The organism is Burkholderia anthinoferrum (assembly GCF_002925705.1).
In the GTDB taxonomy this organism is placed as follows: Bacteria; Pseudomonadota; Gammaproteobacteria; order Burkholderiales; family Burkholderiaceae; genus Burkholderia; species Burkholderia semiarida.
This window is the reverse complement of sequence record NZ_LFZP01000006.1, coordinates 57,977-72,827: the sequence shown is the minus strand read 5'-3', so window position 1 is coordinate 72,827 and position 14,851 is coordinate 57,977. Positions and strand designations below refer to the sequence as shown.

Here is a 14,851-nt window from a genome sequence, read left to right as displayed (position 1 = left end):
ACGGAAGCCACACCGATGACTACTCAAGACAATCCGCTTTCACATCTGTTCGACAACAACGATGCCTGGGTCAAGCGCCAGCTCGCCGACGATCCCGATTTCTTCGCACGACTCGCCGACCAGCAGGCGCCGGAATATCTGTGGATCGGCTGCTCGGATTCGCGCGTGCCGGCGAACCAGATCATCGGCCTGCCGCCGGGCGAAGTGTTCGTGCACCGCAACATCGCGAACGTGGTCGTGCACAGCGATCTGAACTGCCTGTCGGTGATCCAGTTCGCGGTCGACATCCTGCGCGTCAAGCACATCATGGTCGTCGGCCACTACGGCTGCTCGGGCGTGAACGCGGCGCTGCACAACCGCCGTGTCGGCCTCGCGGACAACTGGCTGCATCACGTGCAGGACGTACGCGAGCGCCATGCGGCGCTGCTCGACGAATGGCCGGTCGGCGAAGCGCGTTACCGTCGCCTGATCGAGCTGAATGCGATCGAACAGGTCGTCAACGTGTGCCGCACGACGATCGTCAACGACGCGTGGGCGCGCGGCCAGTCGCTCACCGTGCACGGGCTCGTGTACGGCGTGCATGACGGCCGGATGCGCAACCTCGGGATGGCCGTGTCGAACTTCGACGCGCTCGACTCGACTTACCGGCGCTGCGTGGCCGCGCTCACCGCCGGCGGCGAGCATGCGCCGGACAACGACATGGTCGCGGCGGACGCCGCCCGGCTCGAAAGCGTCGCGCAGGCGGTCGCCGCGACGCTCAAGCCGTGCGACGACGCGCAGCAGTAACGCGCCAGCCGCCGGGCGGCGGCTGCGACGCGGCCGCGGCACGCGTCGAACGGATCTGACAACGGCACTGCCTCGGTGGCGCCACCGCAAGGAGCGACAGGCATGAAAACCGTATTGATCGTCGGCGCATCGCGCGGCCTCGGCCGCGAATTCGTCCGGCAATACCGGCGCGACGGCTGGAACGTGATCGCCACCGCGCGCGACGCGGCGTCGCTCGATGCGCTGCGCGCGCTCGGCGCGCAGCCGCATGCGCTCGACATCGCGCAGCCCGAGCAGATCGCGGCGCTCGGCTGGAAGCTCGACGGCGAGCGGCTCGATGCGGCCGTGCTCGTGTCCGGCGTGTACGGGCCGCGCACCGAGGGCGTCGAGACGATCACCGCCGAGGATTTCGACGCGGTGATGCACACGAACGTGCGCGGGCCGATGCAGCTGCTGCCGATCCTGCTGCCGCTCGTCGAGGACGCGCGCGGCGTGCTGGCCGTCGTGTCGAGCCGGATGGGCAGCATCGCCGAGGCGACCGGCACGACCGGCTGGCTGTACCGCGCGAGCAAGGCCGCGCTGAACGACGCGCTGCGCATCGCTTCGCTGCAGACGCGCCATGCCGCGTGCATTTCGCTGCATCCCGGCTGGGTGCGCACCGACATGGGCGGCGCGCAGGCCGCGATCGACCCGGAAACGAGCGTGACCGGCATGCGTCGCGTGATCGCCGAATCGGGTTCCGACGTGTCCCAGGCGAACGGCCGGTTCTTCCAGTACGACGGCGTCGAGCTGAGCTGGTGAGCGGCACCGGCAACCGATCGTTGTTAATTCACATTTCGCATGATTTTGAACCGACCTGACGCGTGCCCGTGCGGCGGCGCGTCTCCCGCGCCCGCCCGCAAAGCCCCGGCGCCGCGCTACGCGGCCTGCTGCGGCCGTTTCATCGACGGCGGCGAGGCCGCCGCCACCGCACTCGAATTGATGCGTTCGCGGTATAGCGCGTACGTGCTCGGCGCGACCGATTACCTGCGCGCGACGTGGGCCGCGCGCACCTGCCCGCCCGATCTCGACACCGCCCCGGAAGCACCGGACGCGCCGCGCTGGCTCGGCCTCGCGGTCAAACGCCACGTGCCGCTCGACGAGCGGCACGCGGAGGTCGAATTCGTGGCGCGCTACAAGGTTGGCGGGCGCGCTTACCGGCTCCACGAGACGAGTCGTTTCGAGCGCGACGAGCACGGTTTCTGGCGCTATGTCGACGGCGAAGTAAGTGAACGCTGACAAATAGTTGCCATGTCAGACGCCGGGTAATTCCCGCATTGCACAACCTGATTTTGTCGGGCTACGATGGCCTCGGATTGGTCATGTTGCGTGGCAGGGCTTACGGATGGCGTTCAGCAAGGTATTGGTGGGATGGATGGCGGCCTGTGCGCTGTCGGCCGCTCAGGCCGGTACGCTGCCGGGCGCCGCTACGGGGGCGGGCGCCAGCGGATCGCTCGCGCACGCCGAGCGCTTCGACTACGCCGACGCGAACCTGCCGCAGGTCGCCGCCGACCTCAACGAACAGATCCTGCGCATTCCGGCCGATGCTTCGGGCGCCGTCACGCTCGAGGCGACGCTCTTCAAGCCGAACGGCCCCGGCCCGTTCCCGCTCGTCGTCTTCAACCACGGTAAAAATACCGGCGATCTCCATCTGCAGCCGCGCAGCCGGCCGCTCGCGTTCGCGCGCGAATTCGTGCGGCGCGGCTATGCGGTGATCGCGCCGAATCGCCAGGGCTTCGCCGGTTCGGACGGCACGTACCGGCAGGAAGGCTGCAACGTCGGCAAGAACGGGCTCGCGCAGGCCGCCGACGTCGACGCGACGGTGCGCTACATGTCGCGCCAGCCGTACGTCGATGCGTCGCGCATCGTCGTCGCCGGCACGTCGCATGGCGGGCTCGTGTCGGTCGCATACGGCACCGAAGCGGCAGCCGGCGTGCGCGGCATCATCAACTTCTCCGGCGGGCTGCGCCAGGACCTGTGCGACGGCTGGCAGCGCAACCTCGTCGACGCGTTCGACCAATACGGCGCGCATACGGCCGTGCGGTCGCTGTGGCTGTACGGCGACAACGATTCGGTATGGACGCCCGCGCTCGTCGCGCAGATGCACGATGCGTACGTGTCGCACGGCACGCAAGCCCGCTTCATCGATTTCGGCCGCTACAAGGACGACGCGCACCGGCTGATCGTCGATCGCGACGGCGTGCCCGTGTGGTGGCCGGCCGTGAACGCATTCCTCGCCGAACTGAACCTGCCGACCGCGGTGCGCTATGCGGTCGCGAACCCGCACGAGCCGAAGGCCAGCGGCTATGCGTCGATCGATGCGGTCAACGCGGTGCCGTACGTCGACGAAGCCGGCCGCGAAGGCTACCGCCGCTTCCTGAGCCAGCATCCGAGCCGCGCGTTCGCGGTGTCGTCGGAAGGCGCGTGGTCGTGGGCCGAAGGCGGCGACGACCCGATGGCGCTCGCGCTCGACAACTGCGCGAAGCAGGGCGCGGGCGCGTGCCGGCTGTACGCGGTCAACGACCGCGTCGTGTGGAACGCGAGCCCGACGCAGACGGCCGACAACGGCGACGATCACATCCGCGACACCGATACGCGCGCGCTGGCTTCGCGCTGACGCGCGGCTGTCGTTCTTCCCGCCTCGCACGCCCAGTCCTTTCAAGGTCATCGCGGCACGCCCCCGCCTGCTCGTCAAATCGAGCACTCACCGCGTAATGCTCGTTTTTACGCGCAATCGGCTTGAATTCGAGCTGGCATGATCTATCATGATCGTTATTTCGATCATAATCGACTTAACGATCGATTTTACGAGCATGAAGGTCAATCAAGCTGCGGCCGCCAGCCCCACCGTTCTCGCGGAAGCCGCGCGTGTCGGAAAAGCGCTCGCCCGTCTGCGCATCTCGCGGCGCATCCAGCAGAGCGAGGCGGCCACCCGGGCCGGGCTTTCACGCAATACCGCCTATCGCATCGAGAAAGGCGATCCTGGCGTCGCGCTGGGACAGTGGCTGCGGTATCTCGACGCGATTGCACCGGAAACGACCCTGCTGGAACTGCTCTCCGGAACAGACCCGTCGCTCAAGGCACAGGCGGCCCGCGAACGCAGTCGACGCGTACGATCTCTCACGGACAACGAACTCAAGGATCTTGATTTCTGATGGTCGCCGTCGTCAAAAGACTCGCCGTGTTTGCCTATCTCGACGATGACTGGGCACCCGCGGGCCTGCTTCAAATGACCGAAGACGGTGCGGATCTACAGGCATCGAGCTTCGCGTACGGGTTGCGCTATATCGATCGGCCCAACGCCATCGAAATCGACCCGGTGAGCCTGAGTCTGGCGAGAAAGAACGAGACACGCGGCAAGATGAACTTCCCGGCGGGCGGGTTGACGCAGTTCGGCGGGATTCGCGACGCCGCGCCCGATGCATGGGGACGGCGTGTCATCGAAGCCAAACTCAAAGTCCGGGCCAACACACTGCCCGAATCCACCTATCTCCTCCACGCGGGCAGTCAGCGGATTGGTGCGCTCGATATCCGGGCGAATCTGGACACCCCTCCAGGCCCGCAAGCCGGCAATGGCCTGCACAGGCTCGAATATCTGATCGATTCGGCAGCGCGCATCGAGGAAGGCGAGCCCGTGCCGGCCGAACTCGAAGCCATCTTCGTACAGGGCAGCGGTCTCGGCGGCGCCCGGCCAAAGGCTACGGTGCGGGACGAAAACGGCGTGCTTTGGCTGGCCAAATTCCCGAGTCGTAGCGACCGGCTGAACGTGACGGTCATCGAAGAGGCCACGCTTCGTCTTGCGGCCCTGTGCGGCATTCGGGTCCCACCTACCCGCATCGTCGACGTCGGCGGCCGACAAGTCATGTTGATCCGCCGATTCGACCGGTACTGGACTCACCCCGAATTCGACGCCCTTCGAGGGGACGACGCGCTCTATCTGCCTCCCCGTGCCGGGGCAACCGAGCGAAGAGTGCCCTTCGCGAGCGCATTGACGCTGGTCGGCTATTCCGAGATGGAATCGATGGAGAAAAGTTATCAGGACGTGGCTCACGCGATCCGGCAGCACGGGCACGTGGACGCAATTCGAGCCGACAACCGGGAACTGTTCAAGCGGATGGTCTTTAACATCCTCGTGAGCAACGACGATGACCATTTGCGCAACCACGGATTCATTCGCGACCCGCGTCTCCCCGGCTGGCGTCTCAGCCCGTTATACGACGTTCTGCCCCGGCCGAGCAGTGCACACGAGCGCTATCTCCACCTCGGCATCGGCCCGCAGGGGCGGCTCGCCACCCTGGATAACGCGTTCAATGCCCGGGATGCATTCGGCCTTTCGAAATCGGACGCCGGACTCGCGATTGCTGAAGTCTGGCAACCGACACGCGAATGGAAGACGTGTTTCGAAGAGCATGGCGTGCCTGACAAGGAAGTCGACAAGATTGCGCCGGCGTTCCGTCACATCGACCACGTGGCCGACGCGGCACTTCGCAAAGCATTGCCCTGAACCTGCCCGCTCGATTTCGCTCAATGGTCCGGCATTGCACCACCCGGTCGATCGACCCTGCGCGCAGCAAGTTCGGCCCCTTGTCGCCGCCAACACCGCACCATCATCCTTCCCCATATTTCGCCACCCGGCCGCCCCCCGCCCCGCGATTTTTTTCTGTCGGGGGGTGTCACTCGACCGTCGTCATCTGCGTGCATTTCGGCCGATCCGCCGCGTTCCGTTCCGAGCCCCCCCGAACTGCGCCGAACTCCCGCCCAGCAAGGCTGTGCGGCGTTTGTAACCGCTAGTGCAACGTCCGGCGGAACACGCTAATCTCTGCGCGTTTCGTATCCCGCCGCGCGGCGCCCGTCGATACAGCGCGGCCGTTTTACCCCCGGAGTCGCCTTGAGTACGCCAGCCACCGACGACTGGGTCGCGCGCAGCCTGCGCGCGGTCTGGCACCCCTGCACCCAGATGAAGCATCACGAGCGCCTGCCGCTCGTCCCCGTCGCGCGCGGCGCGGGCGTGTGGCTGGTCGACCGTGACGGCCGCCGCTACTTCGACGCGATCAGCTCGTGGTGGGTCAACCTGTTCGGCCATGCGAACCCGGACATCAACGCGGCGCTGAAGGACCAGCTCGACACGCTCGAGCACGCGATGCTCGCCGGCTGCACGCACGAACCGGCGATCGAGCTCGCCGAACGGCTGCACGCGCTGACCGCCCGCACGCTCGGCCATGCGTTCTTCGCGTCGGACGGCGCGTCGGCCGTCGAGATCGCGCTGAAGATGAGCTTCCACGCGTGGCGCAACCGCGGCCGCGCGAACAAGCAGGAATTCGTCTGCGTCGCGAACAGCTATCACGGCGAGACGATCGGCGCGCTCGGCGTGACCGACGTCGCGCTGTTCAAGGATGCGTACGACCCACTGATCCGCCACGCTCACGTGGTCGCGTCGCCCGATGCGCGCGGCGCGCTGCCGGGCGAGACGGCCGCCGACGTCGCGGGCCGCGCGCTCGCGGACGTGCGGCGCCTGTTCGTCGAACGCGGCGACCGGATCGCCGCGCTGATCGTCGAGCCGCTCGTGCAGTGCGCGGCCGGCATGGCCATGCACGATCCGTCGTACGTGCGCGGGCTGCGCGCACTGTGCGACGAATTCGGCGTGCACCTGATCGCCGACGAGATCGCGGTGGGCTGCGGCCGCACGGGCACCTTCTTCGCGTGCGAACAGGCGGGCGTCTGGCCCGATTTCATGTGCCTGTCGAAAGGGATCAGCGGCGGCTACCTGCCGCTGTCGCTGGTGCTCACGCGCGACGACGTGTTCGCGGCGTTCTACGACGACGACACGACGCGCGGCTTCCTGCACTCGCATTCGTACACGGGCAACCCGCTCGCGTGCCGCGCGGCGCTCGCGACGCTCGACCTGTTCGCGCGCGACGACGTGCTCGCGAGCAACGCCCGCAAATCGGCGACGCTGCGCGCGGCGCTCGCACCGCTGGGCGCCCATCCGCACGTACGCCACCTGCGCGAGCGCGGCACGCTGTTCGCGTTCGACGCCGCGCTCGACGGCGACGCGGCGCGTGGCTTCTCGCGGCGCTTCTTCGAGCGCGCGCTCGAACGTGAACTGCTGCTGCGCCCGATCGGCACGACCGTGTACCTGATGCCGCCGTACGTGATGAGCGACGACGACATCGCGTGGCTCGCGCGGCGCACGCGCGACACGCTCAACGCCACGCTGGAGGATCTCGGCCGATGAGCCTGCTCGACACCCTGCAACGCGGCCTCGCCGACCTCGACGCGCAAGGGATGCGCCGCGTGCGCCGCATCGCCGACACCGCGTGCGACGCGCGCATGACTGTGAACGGCCGCGAGATCGTCGGCTTCGCGAGCAACGACTACCTCGGCCTCGCCGCGCATCCGGCGCTCGTCGCCGCGTTCGCGGAAGGCGCGCAGCGCTACGGCTCCGGCAGCGGCGGCTCGCACCTGCTCGGCGGCCATTCGCGCGCGCACGCCCGGCTCGAGGACGAACTCGCGGGCTTCGCGGGCGGCTTCTCCGACGCGCCGCGCGCGCTGTACTTCAGCACCGGCTACATGGCGAACCTCGCGGCGATGACCGCGCTCGCCGGCAAGGGCGCGACGATCTTCTCCGACGCGCTGAACCATGCGTCGCTGATCGACGGCATGCGGCTGTCGCGCGCGAACGTGCAGGTCTATCCGCACGCCGATACCGCCGCGCTCGCCGCGCTGCTCGACGCATCGGATGCGGAAACGAAGCTGATCGTCAGCGACACCGTGTTCAGCATGGACGGCGACATTGCGCCGCTCGCCGAACTCGTCGCGCTGGCCGAACGCCACGGCGCGTGGCTCGTCGTCGACGATGCGCACGGCTTCGGCGTGCTCGGCCCGCAGGGTCGCGGCGCGCTTGCGGCCGCCGCGCTGCGTTCGCCGCATCTCGTGTACGTCGGCACGCTCGGCAAGGCGGCCGGCGTCGCCGGCGCGTTCGTGATCGCGCACGAAACCGTGATCGAATGGCTGATCCAGCGCGCGCGCAGCTACATCTTCACGACGGCCGCGCCGCCGGCCGTCGCGCACGCGGTATCGGCAAGCCTGAAGGTGATCGCCGGCGACGAAGGCGACGCGCGCCGCGCGCACCTCGCCGCGCTGATCGAACGCACGCGCGCGCTGCTGCGCAACACGCGCTGGCAGCCGGTCGATTCGCACACGGCCGTGCAGCCGCTCGTGATCGGCAGCAACGACGCGACGCTCGCCGCGATGCGCGCGCTCGACGCGCACGGCCTGTGGGTGCCCGCGATCCGGCCGCCGACGGTGCCGGCCGGCACGTCGCGGCTGCGCGTGTCGCTGTCGGCCGCGCATTCGTTCGACGATCTCGCCAGGCTCGAAGCCGCGTTGATCCACGCCAGCGAGGAGGCTGCAGCATGACCGCCCCGCTCTCCGTCTTCGTGACCGGCACCGACACCGAAATCGGCAAGACCTTCGTGTCGGCCGCGATGCTGCACGGCTTCGCGCGGCACGGGCTGCGCGCGGCCGCGCTCAAGCCGGTCGCGGCCGGCGCGTACGAACGCGACGGCGTGTGGCGCAACGAGGACGCCGACCAGCTCGACGCCGCCGCGAACGTCGTGCTGCCGCCCGAGCTGCGCACGCCGTTCCTGCTGAAAGCGCCGGCCGCGCCGCATATCGTCGCCGCGCGCGAAGGCGTGACGCTCGACCTCGACACGATCGTCGCGTGCCATCGCGAAGCGCTGACGCGCGCGGACGTCGTCGTCGTCGAAGGCGTCGGCGGCTTTCGCGTGCCGCTGAACGACACGCAGGACACCGCCGATCTCGCGGTCGCGCTCGGCCTGCCCGTCGTGCTCGTCGTCGGCGTCCGGCTCGGCTGCATCAGCCACGCGCTGCTGACGGCCGATGCGATTCGCCAGCGCGGCCTCACGCTCGCGGGCTGGGTCGCGAACCACGTCGACCCGGCGATGTCGTTCGCCGACGAGAACGTCGCGACGATTGGCGACTGGCTCGCGCGCGAGCACCGCGCGCCGCTGATCGGCCGCATCGCGCACCTGACGCCGGCCGCCCCCGAATCCGCCGCGGCGATGCTCGACATCGCCGCGCTCGTCGAGTCGCTGCGCGCCGCGCGGCCTTGACCCAACCGATCCCCCAATCCCGCCCAGGACAGGAAAAAGAAATGACCCAAGCCCAGACCGCCGCCGTGCAACCCGACGCGATCCCCGTGGCCGCTCCGGCGCCGCAGCGCTGGCGCGTCGCCGACGTCGTCGCGCTGTTCGAGCTGCCGTTCAACGACCTGATGTTCCGCGCGCAGCAGGTGCATCGCGAGCACTTCGACGCGAACGCGGTGCAACTCTCGACGCTGCTGTCGATCAAGACGGGCGGCTGCGAGGAAGATTGCGGCTACTGCTCGCAGTCGTCGCATCACGACACGGGCCTGAAGGCCGAGAAGCTGATGGACGTCGACGCGGTGCTCGACGCCGCGCGCGCGGCGAAGGCGAACGGCGCGAGCCGCTTCTGCATGGGCGCCGCGTGGCGCAACCCGAAGGAGCGCCACATGCCGGCGCTGACCGAGATGGTGCGCGGCGTGAAGGAGCTCGGCCTCGAGACCTGCATGACGCTCGGCATGCTGGAAGACGAGCAGGCCCGGCAGCTCGCCGACGCGGGCCTCGACTACTACAACCACAACCTCGACACGTCGCCGGAGTTCTACGGCCAGGTGATCTCGACGCGCACGTACCAGGACCGCCTCGACACGCTCGACCGCGTGCGCGACGCGGGCATCAACGTGTGCTGCGGCGGCATCATCGGGATGGGCGAGTCGCGCCGCGAACGCGCGGGGCTGATCTCGCAGCTCGCGAATCTGAACCCGTATCCGGAGTCGGTGCCGATCAACAACCTCGTCGCGATCGAAGGCACGCCGCTCGAAGGCACCGCGCCGCTCGATCCGTTCGAGTTCGTGCGCACGATCGCGGTCGCGCGCATCACGATGCCGAAGGCCGTCGTGCGCCTGTCGGCCGGCCGCGAGCAGCTCGACGACGCGATGCAGGCGATGTGCTTCCTCGCCGGCGCGAACTCGATGTTCTACGGCGACCAGTTGCTGACGACCAGCAACCCGCAGACGCAGCGCGACCGCGCGCTGTTCGAGCGCCTCGGCATCCGCGCGAGCCAGGCCGACGCGCTGGCGGAACACGCGTAAGCGGTAGCAAGTGGGACGCGTACTGTGCGCAAATGGAGAAGCCGGGCGCGCCCCGGCTTTTTTCATGCTTTGTCAAATTGCGTTACCGATCGCGAGCAGCGACGCAAACTTCGCACTAACATTGCGTCTCCGCTGCGATCGCCGGGTGCAACGAATACCCGTCGGCCGTGCGGGTATCCAGTTACATCCGGGGAAACAGGAATGAAGAAAACAGCACTGACGCTGCTCGCCCTCGTCGCCACGACCGCGCATGCCGCGGCACCGAAATGCTCGACGCAGACGCTGAACGGACACACCAGCGAACTATGCGTGACCAGCGTACCGTTCCAGCATGACTACTACACGCTCAAGGTCGACCGCGCGCTGATCTTCGTCTTGCCGGACGACTATATCGAAGACGTTGCCCTCACGCACACGATCCCGAAGGATGCGGCGATCGAATTCCCGCTGTCGCAGCAAGGCACGCCCACCGTGAAAATCTCCGGCGGCTGCACGCCGGTCAGCGAAACACAGGACGGCCACGCGATCGAAGTCGGTCGACGCTGTTCGTTCAAATGGGGCAACGTCGAAATCCTGAAGGATCTGGCGATTCGTTACGACTGATACACGCCGTCGAGTGCGTCGCGGCGGCATCACACGTGCGACGCCGCGCCGTCGAGCGCCGCGCGCACGCGCTCGACGCGCTGCCCGTCGACGGGCGCCAGCACCTCGCCGCGCGGCCGCACGCCCGAGCCGAAATGCACCGCGCGCACGCCGGTGGCGCGAACGAAATCGCCGACCGCATCGATCGTGAGCCCCGAACCGGCCAGCACCGTGCAGGTCGTGCCTGTCGCCTGCCGCACGAGCCGCGTGATCGTCGCGGCCGCGTCGAGTACCGACGGATGGCCGCCCGACGTCAGCACGGACGTGACGGCCGGCACGCGCAGCAGCGCATCGAACGCGGCGTTCAGGTCGCGCGCGACGTCGAACGCACGGTGGAACGTGAGCGGGCGCCCGTCCGCGGCGGCCGCGACGCGGGCCAGCGCGCCGAGATCGATGTCGCCGCGCGCGTCGAGCGCGCCGAACACGACGCCGTTCGCGCCGGCCGCGACGGCAGCACGCACGTCGCGCTCGATCGCGCGCATGTCGTCGGCGTCATAGACGAACGAGCGGCTGTGCGGACGCACGATCACGTTGACGGGAATCGGCACGGCGGCCACGACGGCCTCGATCAGGCCGACGCTGGGCGTCAGCCCGCCTTCGGTGATCGCGGTCACGAGTTCGAGGCGGTCGGCGCCCGCGCGGGCGGCGGTCCTTGCATCGCCGACGGTCGTGGCGATCACTTCGAGGAGGACGGAAGAAGCAGCGGGTCGGTTCATGGCGGCTTGCGAATCGTCAGGACAATTCGCGCATCCTAGCCGAGCCGCGTGACGGACGCCAGCGTGCCGGCGGCCGCGTACTTCCGCCGCGTATTTCAGCCGCGCCGCACGCGCCACACGCCGACGCGCGCGGACACCGCCGTGGCGGGCACGAACCTGAACGGCGCGGCCGCTCGCCGCGTGCGAGCCGCACCTCGCTACGCGACTTGCGCGTCCTCGTCGATCCAGTCGATGTCGCCGCACAGCACGCGCTGCGCGTCGCCGACGCGCACGGCCACCGACAGCGTCACGCACGGCTGCGCCTCGTTGATCGACAGGTACGGCCGCGTGACCTGCACGCGCCCCGGTTCGGCGATCGCCGAGCGGAAATACGGCCGGCGCAGCCAGTTCGCGCCCTGCGCGTCGGCCAGCGGCGAAAAGCGCGCCTCGGCCAGCGCGCGATCGGCGCGCAGCACGACGTTGCGGCCCGACTGCCGGCCGTGCGCATCGAGCAGGAAGCAGCGCGCGGCCGCGTCGAGCGCGAGGAAGTTCCAGCACACCTCGTCGAGCGGCTCGCCGGCCTCGAGGCGCTCGGCGGCCCGTTCGAACGCGCGCAGGTACGGTGCGAGCCGCTGCGCGTCGCGCCGCTCGCGCGCTTCGGTCTGCTGACGATAGCGCTCGGTCAGCTCGCCGATGCAGCCGGTCGCGGTCGCGCTGTCGGGCAGCCCCGGCGCCGGGCGGCCGAAGTAGTAGCCCTGCACGAAGTCGGCCTCGCACGACAGCGCGATCTGCGCTTCGTGCTCGGTCTCGATCCCTTCGACGAGCACGAGCTTGCCGGCCTCGTGCAACAGCGTCACGAGCCCGTGCAGGATCGCGGTGAGCCCCGTACGGTGCGCCGCGTGCGACAGCATGATCCGGTCGAGCTTCACGATGTCCGGGTTCAATTGCCAGATCCGCTCGAGATTCGAGTGGCCCGCGCCGAAATCGTCGAGCGCGATCAGGAAGCCGTGCGTGCGGAACTCGCGCACGGCCTCCGCGAGCCGCTCGACGTCGTCCGCGCGCTGTTCGAGCACTTCGAGCACGATGCGCCGCGGCGGCATGCCGAGCCGCTTCAGGTTCGCGAGCAGCGCGGCCGCCTGGAACGGATCGGTGAGCACGCCCGGGTGGACGTTGAGAAACAGCCACTCGCGCTCGGCGCCGAGCAGCGCGAAGTTCTCCAGATGCAGCGCCTGCGCGAGCCGGTCGAGTTGCAGCAGTTCGCCCTGGCGCGCGGCTTCGCCGAACACGTCGAGCGGCGACACGGCGCGGTCGAGCGCATCGTGCGCGCGCAGCAGCGCCTCGTAGCCGACCGCGCGCTGGTGCGACAGGCTGAATATCGGCTGGAACACGGTCGTGAGCGTCAGGTCGCGGTGCTGCGTCGCGAGCCGTTCGAAGCCGGAGCTCATCTCCCGCTCGAACCGGTACGGCGACGCGGCGGCCGGACGCTCCTGTTGCGCGATCGTCATGCCTTCCTCCTGGTGGTGCAGTCGAACGCGACGTCCGGCGTCATGGACGACGACCGGGACGGCGCGCGCAATGTCATGGTTGGACCCTCGGTTGCCCGGCACGTGCCGGGCGGCTGCCCACCTTCAAGCAAGCTCCGTGCAAGGCGTGCGGAACCCATGCGCCGCATGGCCGCGCCGCGCCGCCGCACCATCGTGGCGCGCCATCCGCGCACCGTTTCCGTGCGCACGCACCGGCCGCTCGAACGCATCCGTTACGTCGGCACGCTACACTCCGTACGATCGTTTCATTCCCCGCATCCGCCGTCTCGATGGAAATCGTCTTCACCGTCCTCATTCTGCTGCTGACCGTCGCGCTGTCCGGCGCCGTCACGCGCATCCTCCCGTTGCAACTGCCGCTGCCGCTGATGCAGATCGCGTTCGGCGCGATGCTCGCGTGGCCGAAGCTGAACCTGCACGTCACGTTCGACCCCGAGATCTTCATGCTGCTGTTCATCCCGCCGCTGCTGTTCGCGGACGGCTGGCGGATTCCGAAGCGCGAGCTTTACCTGCAGCGCCGCGCGATCCTGATGCTCGCGTTCGGGCTCGTGTTCATGACGGTACTCGCGGTCGGCTACTTCGCACACTGGCTGATTCCCGAGTTGCCGCTGCCGATCGCGTTCGCGCTCGCGGCCGTGCTGTCGCCGACCGACGCGGTCGCGCTGTCGGGCATCGCCGGCAAGGGTCGCATTCCACCGCAACTGATGCACATTCTCGAAGGCGAGGCGCTGATGAACGACGCGTCGGGCCTCGTCGCGCTGAAGTTCGCGATCGCGGCCGCGCTGACGGGCGTGTTCTCGCTGCGCGCCGCGTCGGTCACGTTCGTGATCGTCGCGGCCGGCGGGCTCGCGACGGGGGCGATCGTCGCGTGGTTGTTCAGCGCGCTGTCGACGCGCTTCCTGAACGCCGAGCAGGAAGGCGACCCGGCGCCCGGCATCGTGATGACGCTGCTGGTGCCGTTCGCGGCCTACCTGTTCGCCGAGCATCTCGACCTGTCGGGCGTACTCGCGGCCGTGTCGGCCGGGATGATGATGAACTACACGAGCTTCTCCCGCAAAAGCACCGTCGCGTCGCGCGTGCGTGCCGAAAGCACGTGGGCGATGATCGAGTTCGTGTTCAACGGCATGGTGTTCATCATGCTCGGGCTGCAGTTGCCGCACATCATCGGCCGCGCGCTCGTCGACGCGCACCACACGAGCGACGTGCTGGTCGGCCGCATGATCTTCAACGTGGGCGCGATGATGCTCGCGCTGTACGCGATCCGCTTCCTGTGGGTGTGGCTGCTGCGCTGGTTCGCGAGCCGCCGCGCCGCGCGTCGCGGCCTCGCCGGCACGATGGCCGGCGTGCGCACGATCGCGGTGATGACGGTGGGCGGCGTGCGCGGCGCGGTCACGCTCGCCGGCGTGCTGTCGATCCCGGTCGCGCTGTCCGACGGCGCACCGCTACCGGGCCGCGACACCGCGATCTTCATCGCGTCGTCCGTGATCCTCGGCTCGCTGATCGTCGCGGTGATCGGCCTGCCGCTGCTGCTGCGCGGCGTGCGCTCGTCGCGCAACCCGCTCGGCGACGAGGAGCGCATCGCTCGCTCGGCCGCCGCGCAGGCCGCGATCCGCGCGATCGATTCGTCGCACGATGCCATTTCGGCCGAGCTCGACGAATCGGGCGCGGCCCGCTGCGCCGACATCTCCGCACGCGTGATGGACCAATATCGCCGCCGGCTCGCCGCGCTCGCCGACGACGGCCCCACGCCGCGCGCGGAAGCGAAGCAGGCCGAAACGATGGAATTGCAGATGCGGATCGCGGCCGTGCGCGCGGAACGCTCGGCGCTGTACCGGCTGCGCAGCGACAGCAAGATTTCCGACGAAACGCTGACGAAGCTGCTTCGCGAGATCGATCTGTCGGAAACCGCGCTGTCGACGCGCAAGAAAGGCATTCTTTGAAGGATCGACCGCGGCCCGCGCGCAGCTGCCGAC

At 68.9% G+C, this 14,851-nt stretch carries 14 protein-coding genes; 12 read left to right on the top strand and 2 right to left on the bottom strand.

Translation table 11 applies throughout. The features are described 5' to 3' along the window. The first annotated feature begins 15 nt into the window (after positions 1-15). The 11 genes from can to C5F75_RS02840 all read left to right on the top strand — a co-directional run bounded on the left by can (position 16) and on the right by C5F75_RS02840 (position 10,603). On the top strand, positions 16-786 hold the full coding sequence (gene can, locus C5F75_RS02890; protein ID WP_059585395.1) for a carbonate dehydratase: 771 nt from the start codon (positions 16-18) through the stop codon (positions 784-786). 102 nt (positions 787-888) lie between these two features. Then, positions 889-1,566: an SDR family oxidoreductase gene (locus C5F75_RS02885; protein WP_059585396.1), complete on the top strand. Its 678-nt coding sequence runs from the start codon at positions 889-891 to the stop codon at positions 1,564-1,566. A gap of 39 nt (positions 1,567-1,605) precedes the next feature. Further along, complete coding sequence (locus tag C5F75_RS02880) at positions 1,606-2,043, top strand: YchJ family protein (protein ID WP_104011851.1); 438 nt, start codon at positions 1,606-1,608, stop codon at positions 2,041-2,043. Positions 2,044-2,149: 106 nt separating this feature from the next. Continuing rightward, the gene (locus tag C5F75_RS02875) at positions 2,150-3,421 is read left to right on the top strand and encodes a dienelactone hydrolase family protein (protein WP_059585398.1); all 1,272 of its coding nucleotides are present in this window, start codon (positions 2,150-2,152) and stop codon (positions 3,419-3,421) included. A gap of 148 nt (positions 3,422-3,569) precedes the next feature. After that, positions 3,570-3,959 (top strand): helix-turn-helix domain-containing protein, encoded by a 390-nt coding sequence (locus tag C5F75_RS02870; RefSeq protein WP_226094041.1) that lies wholly within the window; start codon positions 3,570-3,572, stop codon positions 3,957-3,959. Next, on the top strand, positions 3,959-5,308 hold the full coding sequence (locus tag C5F75_RS02865; RefSeq protein WP_059585399.1) for a type II toxin-antitoxin system HipA family toxin: 1,350 nt from the start codon (positions 3,959-3,961) through the stop codon (positions 5,306-5,308). The genes C5F75_RS02870 and C5F75_RS02865 overlap by 1 nt, the downstream gene beginning before the upstream one ends. Before the next feature lie 384 nt (positions 5,309-5,692). Then, positions 5,693-7,039: an adenosylmethionine--8-amino-7-oxononanoate transaminase gene (gene bioA / locus C5F75_RS02860; protein ID WP_059585400.1), complete on the top strand. Its 1,347-nt coding sequence runs from the start codon at positions 5,693-5,695 to the stop codon at positions 7,037-7,039. Beyond that, positions 7,036-8,223 (top strand): 8-amino-7-oxononanoate synthase, encoded by a 1,188-nt coding sequence (gene bioF, locus C5F75_RS02855; RefSeq protein WP_059585401.1) that lies wholly within the window; start codon positions 7,036-7,038, stop codon positions 8,221-8,223. Before bioA ends, bioF begins: the two co-directional genes overlap by 4 nt. After that, entirely contained in the window at positions 8,220-8,939 is a 720-nt protein-coding gene (gene bioD, locus C5F75_RS02850) for a dethiobiotin synthase (protein WP_059585402.1), read from the top strand. Before bioF ends, bioD begins: the two co-directional genes overlap by 4 nt. A gap of 41 nt (positions 8,940-8,980) precedes the next feature. Further along, the gene (bioB, locus tag C5F75_RS02845) at positions 8,981-10,000 is read left to right on the top strand and encodes a biotin synthase BioB (protein WP_059585403.1); all 1,020 of its coding nucleotides are present in this window, start codon (positions 8,981-8,983) and stop codon (positions 9,998-10,000) included. 201 nt (positions 10,001-10,201) lie between these two features. Next, positions 10,202-10,603 carry a hypothetical protein gene (locus tag C5F75_RS02840; protein ID WP_059585404.1) on the top strand — a complete coding sequence of 134 codons (402 nt, stop codon included), beginning with the start codon at positions 10,202-10,204 and terminating at the stop codon, positions 10,601-10,603. 29 nt (positions 10,604-10,632) lie between these two features. On the opposite strand, the gene C5F75_RS02835 is transcribed toward C5F75_RS02840, so the two are convergent. Together C5F75_RS02835 and C5F75_RS02830 are read right to left on the bottom strand one after the other, a co-directional pair. Continuing rightward, positions 10,633-11,358 (bottom strand): copper homeostasis protein CutC, encoded by a 726-nt coding sequence (locus tag C5F75_RS02835; protein WP_104011850.1) that lies wholly within the window; start codon positions 11,356-11,358, stop codon positions 10,633-10,635. Between the two features lie 197 nt (positions 11,359-11,555). Then, the gene (locus C5F75_RS02830) at positions 11,556-12,842 is read right to left on the bottom strand and encodes a sensor domain-containing phosphodiesterase (protein WP_059641320.1); all 1,287 of its coding nucleotides are present in this window, start codon (positions 12,840-12,842) and stop codon (positions 11,556-11,558) included. Positions 12,843-13,150: 308 nt separating this feature from the next. Between C5F75_RS02830 and C5F75_RS02825 the strand changes: the two genes are divergently transcribed. Beyond that, on the top strand, positions 13,151-14,818 hold the full coding sequence (locus tag C5F75_RS02825) for a Na+/H+ antiporter (RefSeq protein ID WP_060010340.1): 1,668 nt from the start codon (positions 13,151-13,153) through the stop codon (positions 14,816-14,818). Positions 14,819-14,851 lie beyond the last annotated feature (33 nt).

What these genes read in the sequence shown, in the direction of transcription:
- C5F75_RS02825 (WP_060010340.1), top strand. Translation starts at nt 13,151, where the DNA reads ATGGAAATCGTCTTCACCGTCCTCATTCTGCTGCTGACCGTCGCGCTG.
- bioB (WP_059585403.1), top strand. Translation starts at nt 8,981, where the DNA reads ATGACCCAAGCCCAGACCGCCGCCGTGCAACCCGACGCGATCCCCGTG.
- C5F75_RS02840 (WP_059585404.1), top strand. Translation starts at nt 10,202, where the DNA reads ATGAAGAAAACAGCACTGACGCTGCTCGCCCTCGTCGCCACGACCGCG.
- C5F75_RS02835 (WP_104011850.1), bottom strand. Translation starts at nt 11,358, where the DNA reads ATGAACCGACCCGCTGCTTCTTCCGTCCTCCTCGAAGTGATCGCCACG.
- C5F75_RS02875 (WP_059585398.1), top strand. Translation starts at nt 2,150, where the DNA reads ATGGCGTTCAGCAAGGTATTGGTGGGATGGATGGCGGCCTGTGCGCTG.
- C5F75_RS02870 (WP_226094041.1), top strand. Translation starts at nt 3,570, where the DNA reads ATGATCGTTATTTCGATCATAATCGACTTAACGATCGATTTTACGAGC.
- C5F75_RS02880 (WP_104011851.1), top strand. Translation starts at nt 1,606, where the DNA reads ATGATTTTGAACCGACCTGACGCGTGCCCGTGCGGCGGCGCGTCTCCC.
- C5F75_RS02830 (WP_059641320.1), bottom strand. Translation starts at nt 12,842, where the DNA reads ATGACGATCGCGCAACAGGAGCGTCCGGCCGCCGCGTCGCCGTACCGG.
- bioD (WP_059585402.1), top strand. Translation starts at nt 8,220, where the DNA reads ATGACCGCCCCGCTCTCCGTCTTCGTGACCGGCACCGACACCGAAATC.
- bioF (WP_059585401.1), top strand. Translation starts at nt 7,036, where the DNA reads ATGAGCCTGCTCGACACCCTGCAACGCGGCCTCGCCGACCTCGACGCG.
- C5F75_RS02885 (WP_059585396.1), top strand. Translation starts at nt 889, where the DNA reads ATGAAAACCGTATTGATCGTCGGCGCATCGCGCGGCCTCGGCCGCGAA.
- can (WP_059585395.1), top strand. Translation starts at nt 16, where the DNA reads ATGACTACTCAAGACAATCCGCTTTCACATCTGTTCGACAACAACGAT.
- C5F75_RS02865 (WP_059585399.1), top strand. Translation starts at nt 3,959, where the DNA reads ATGGTCGCCGTCGTCAAAAGACTCGCCGTGTTTGCCTATCTCGACGAT.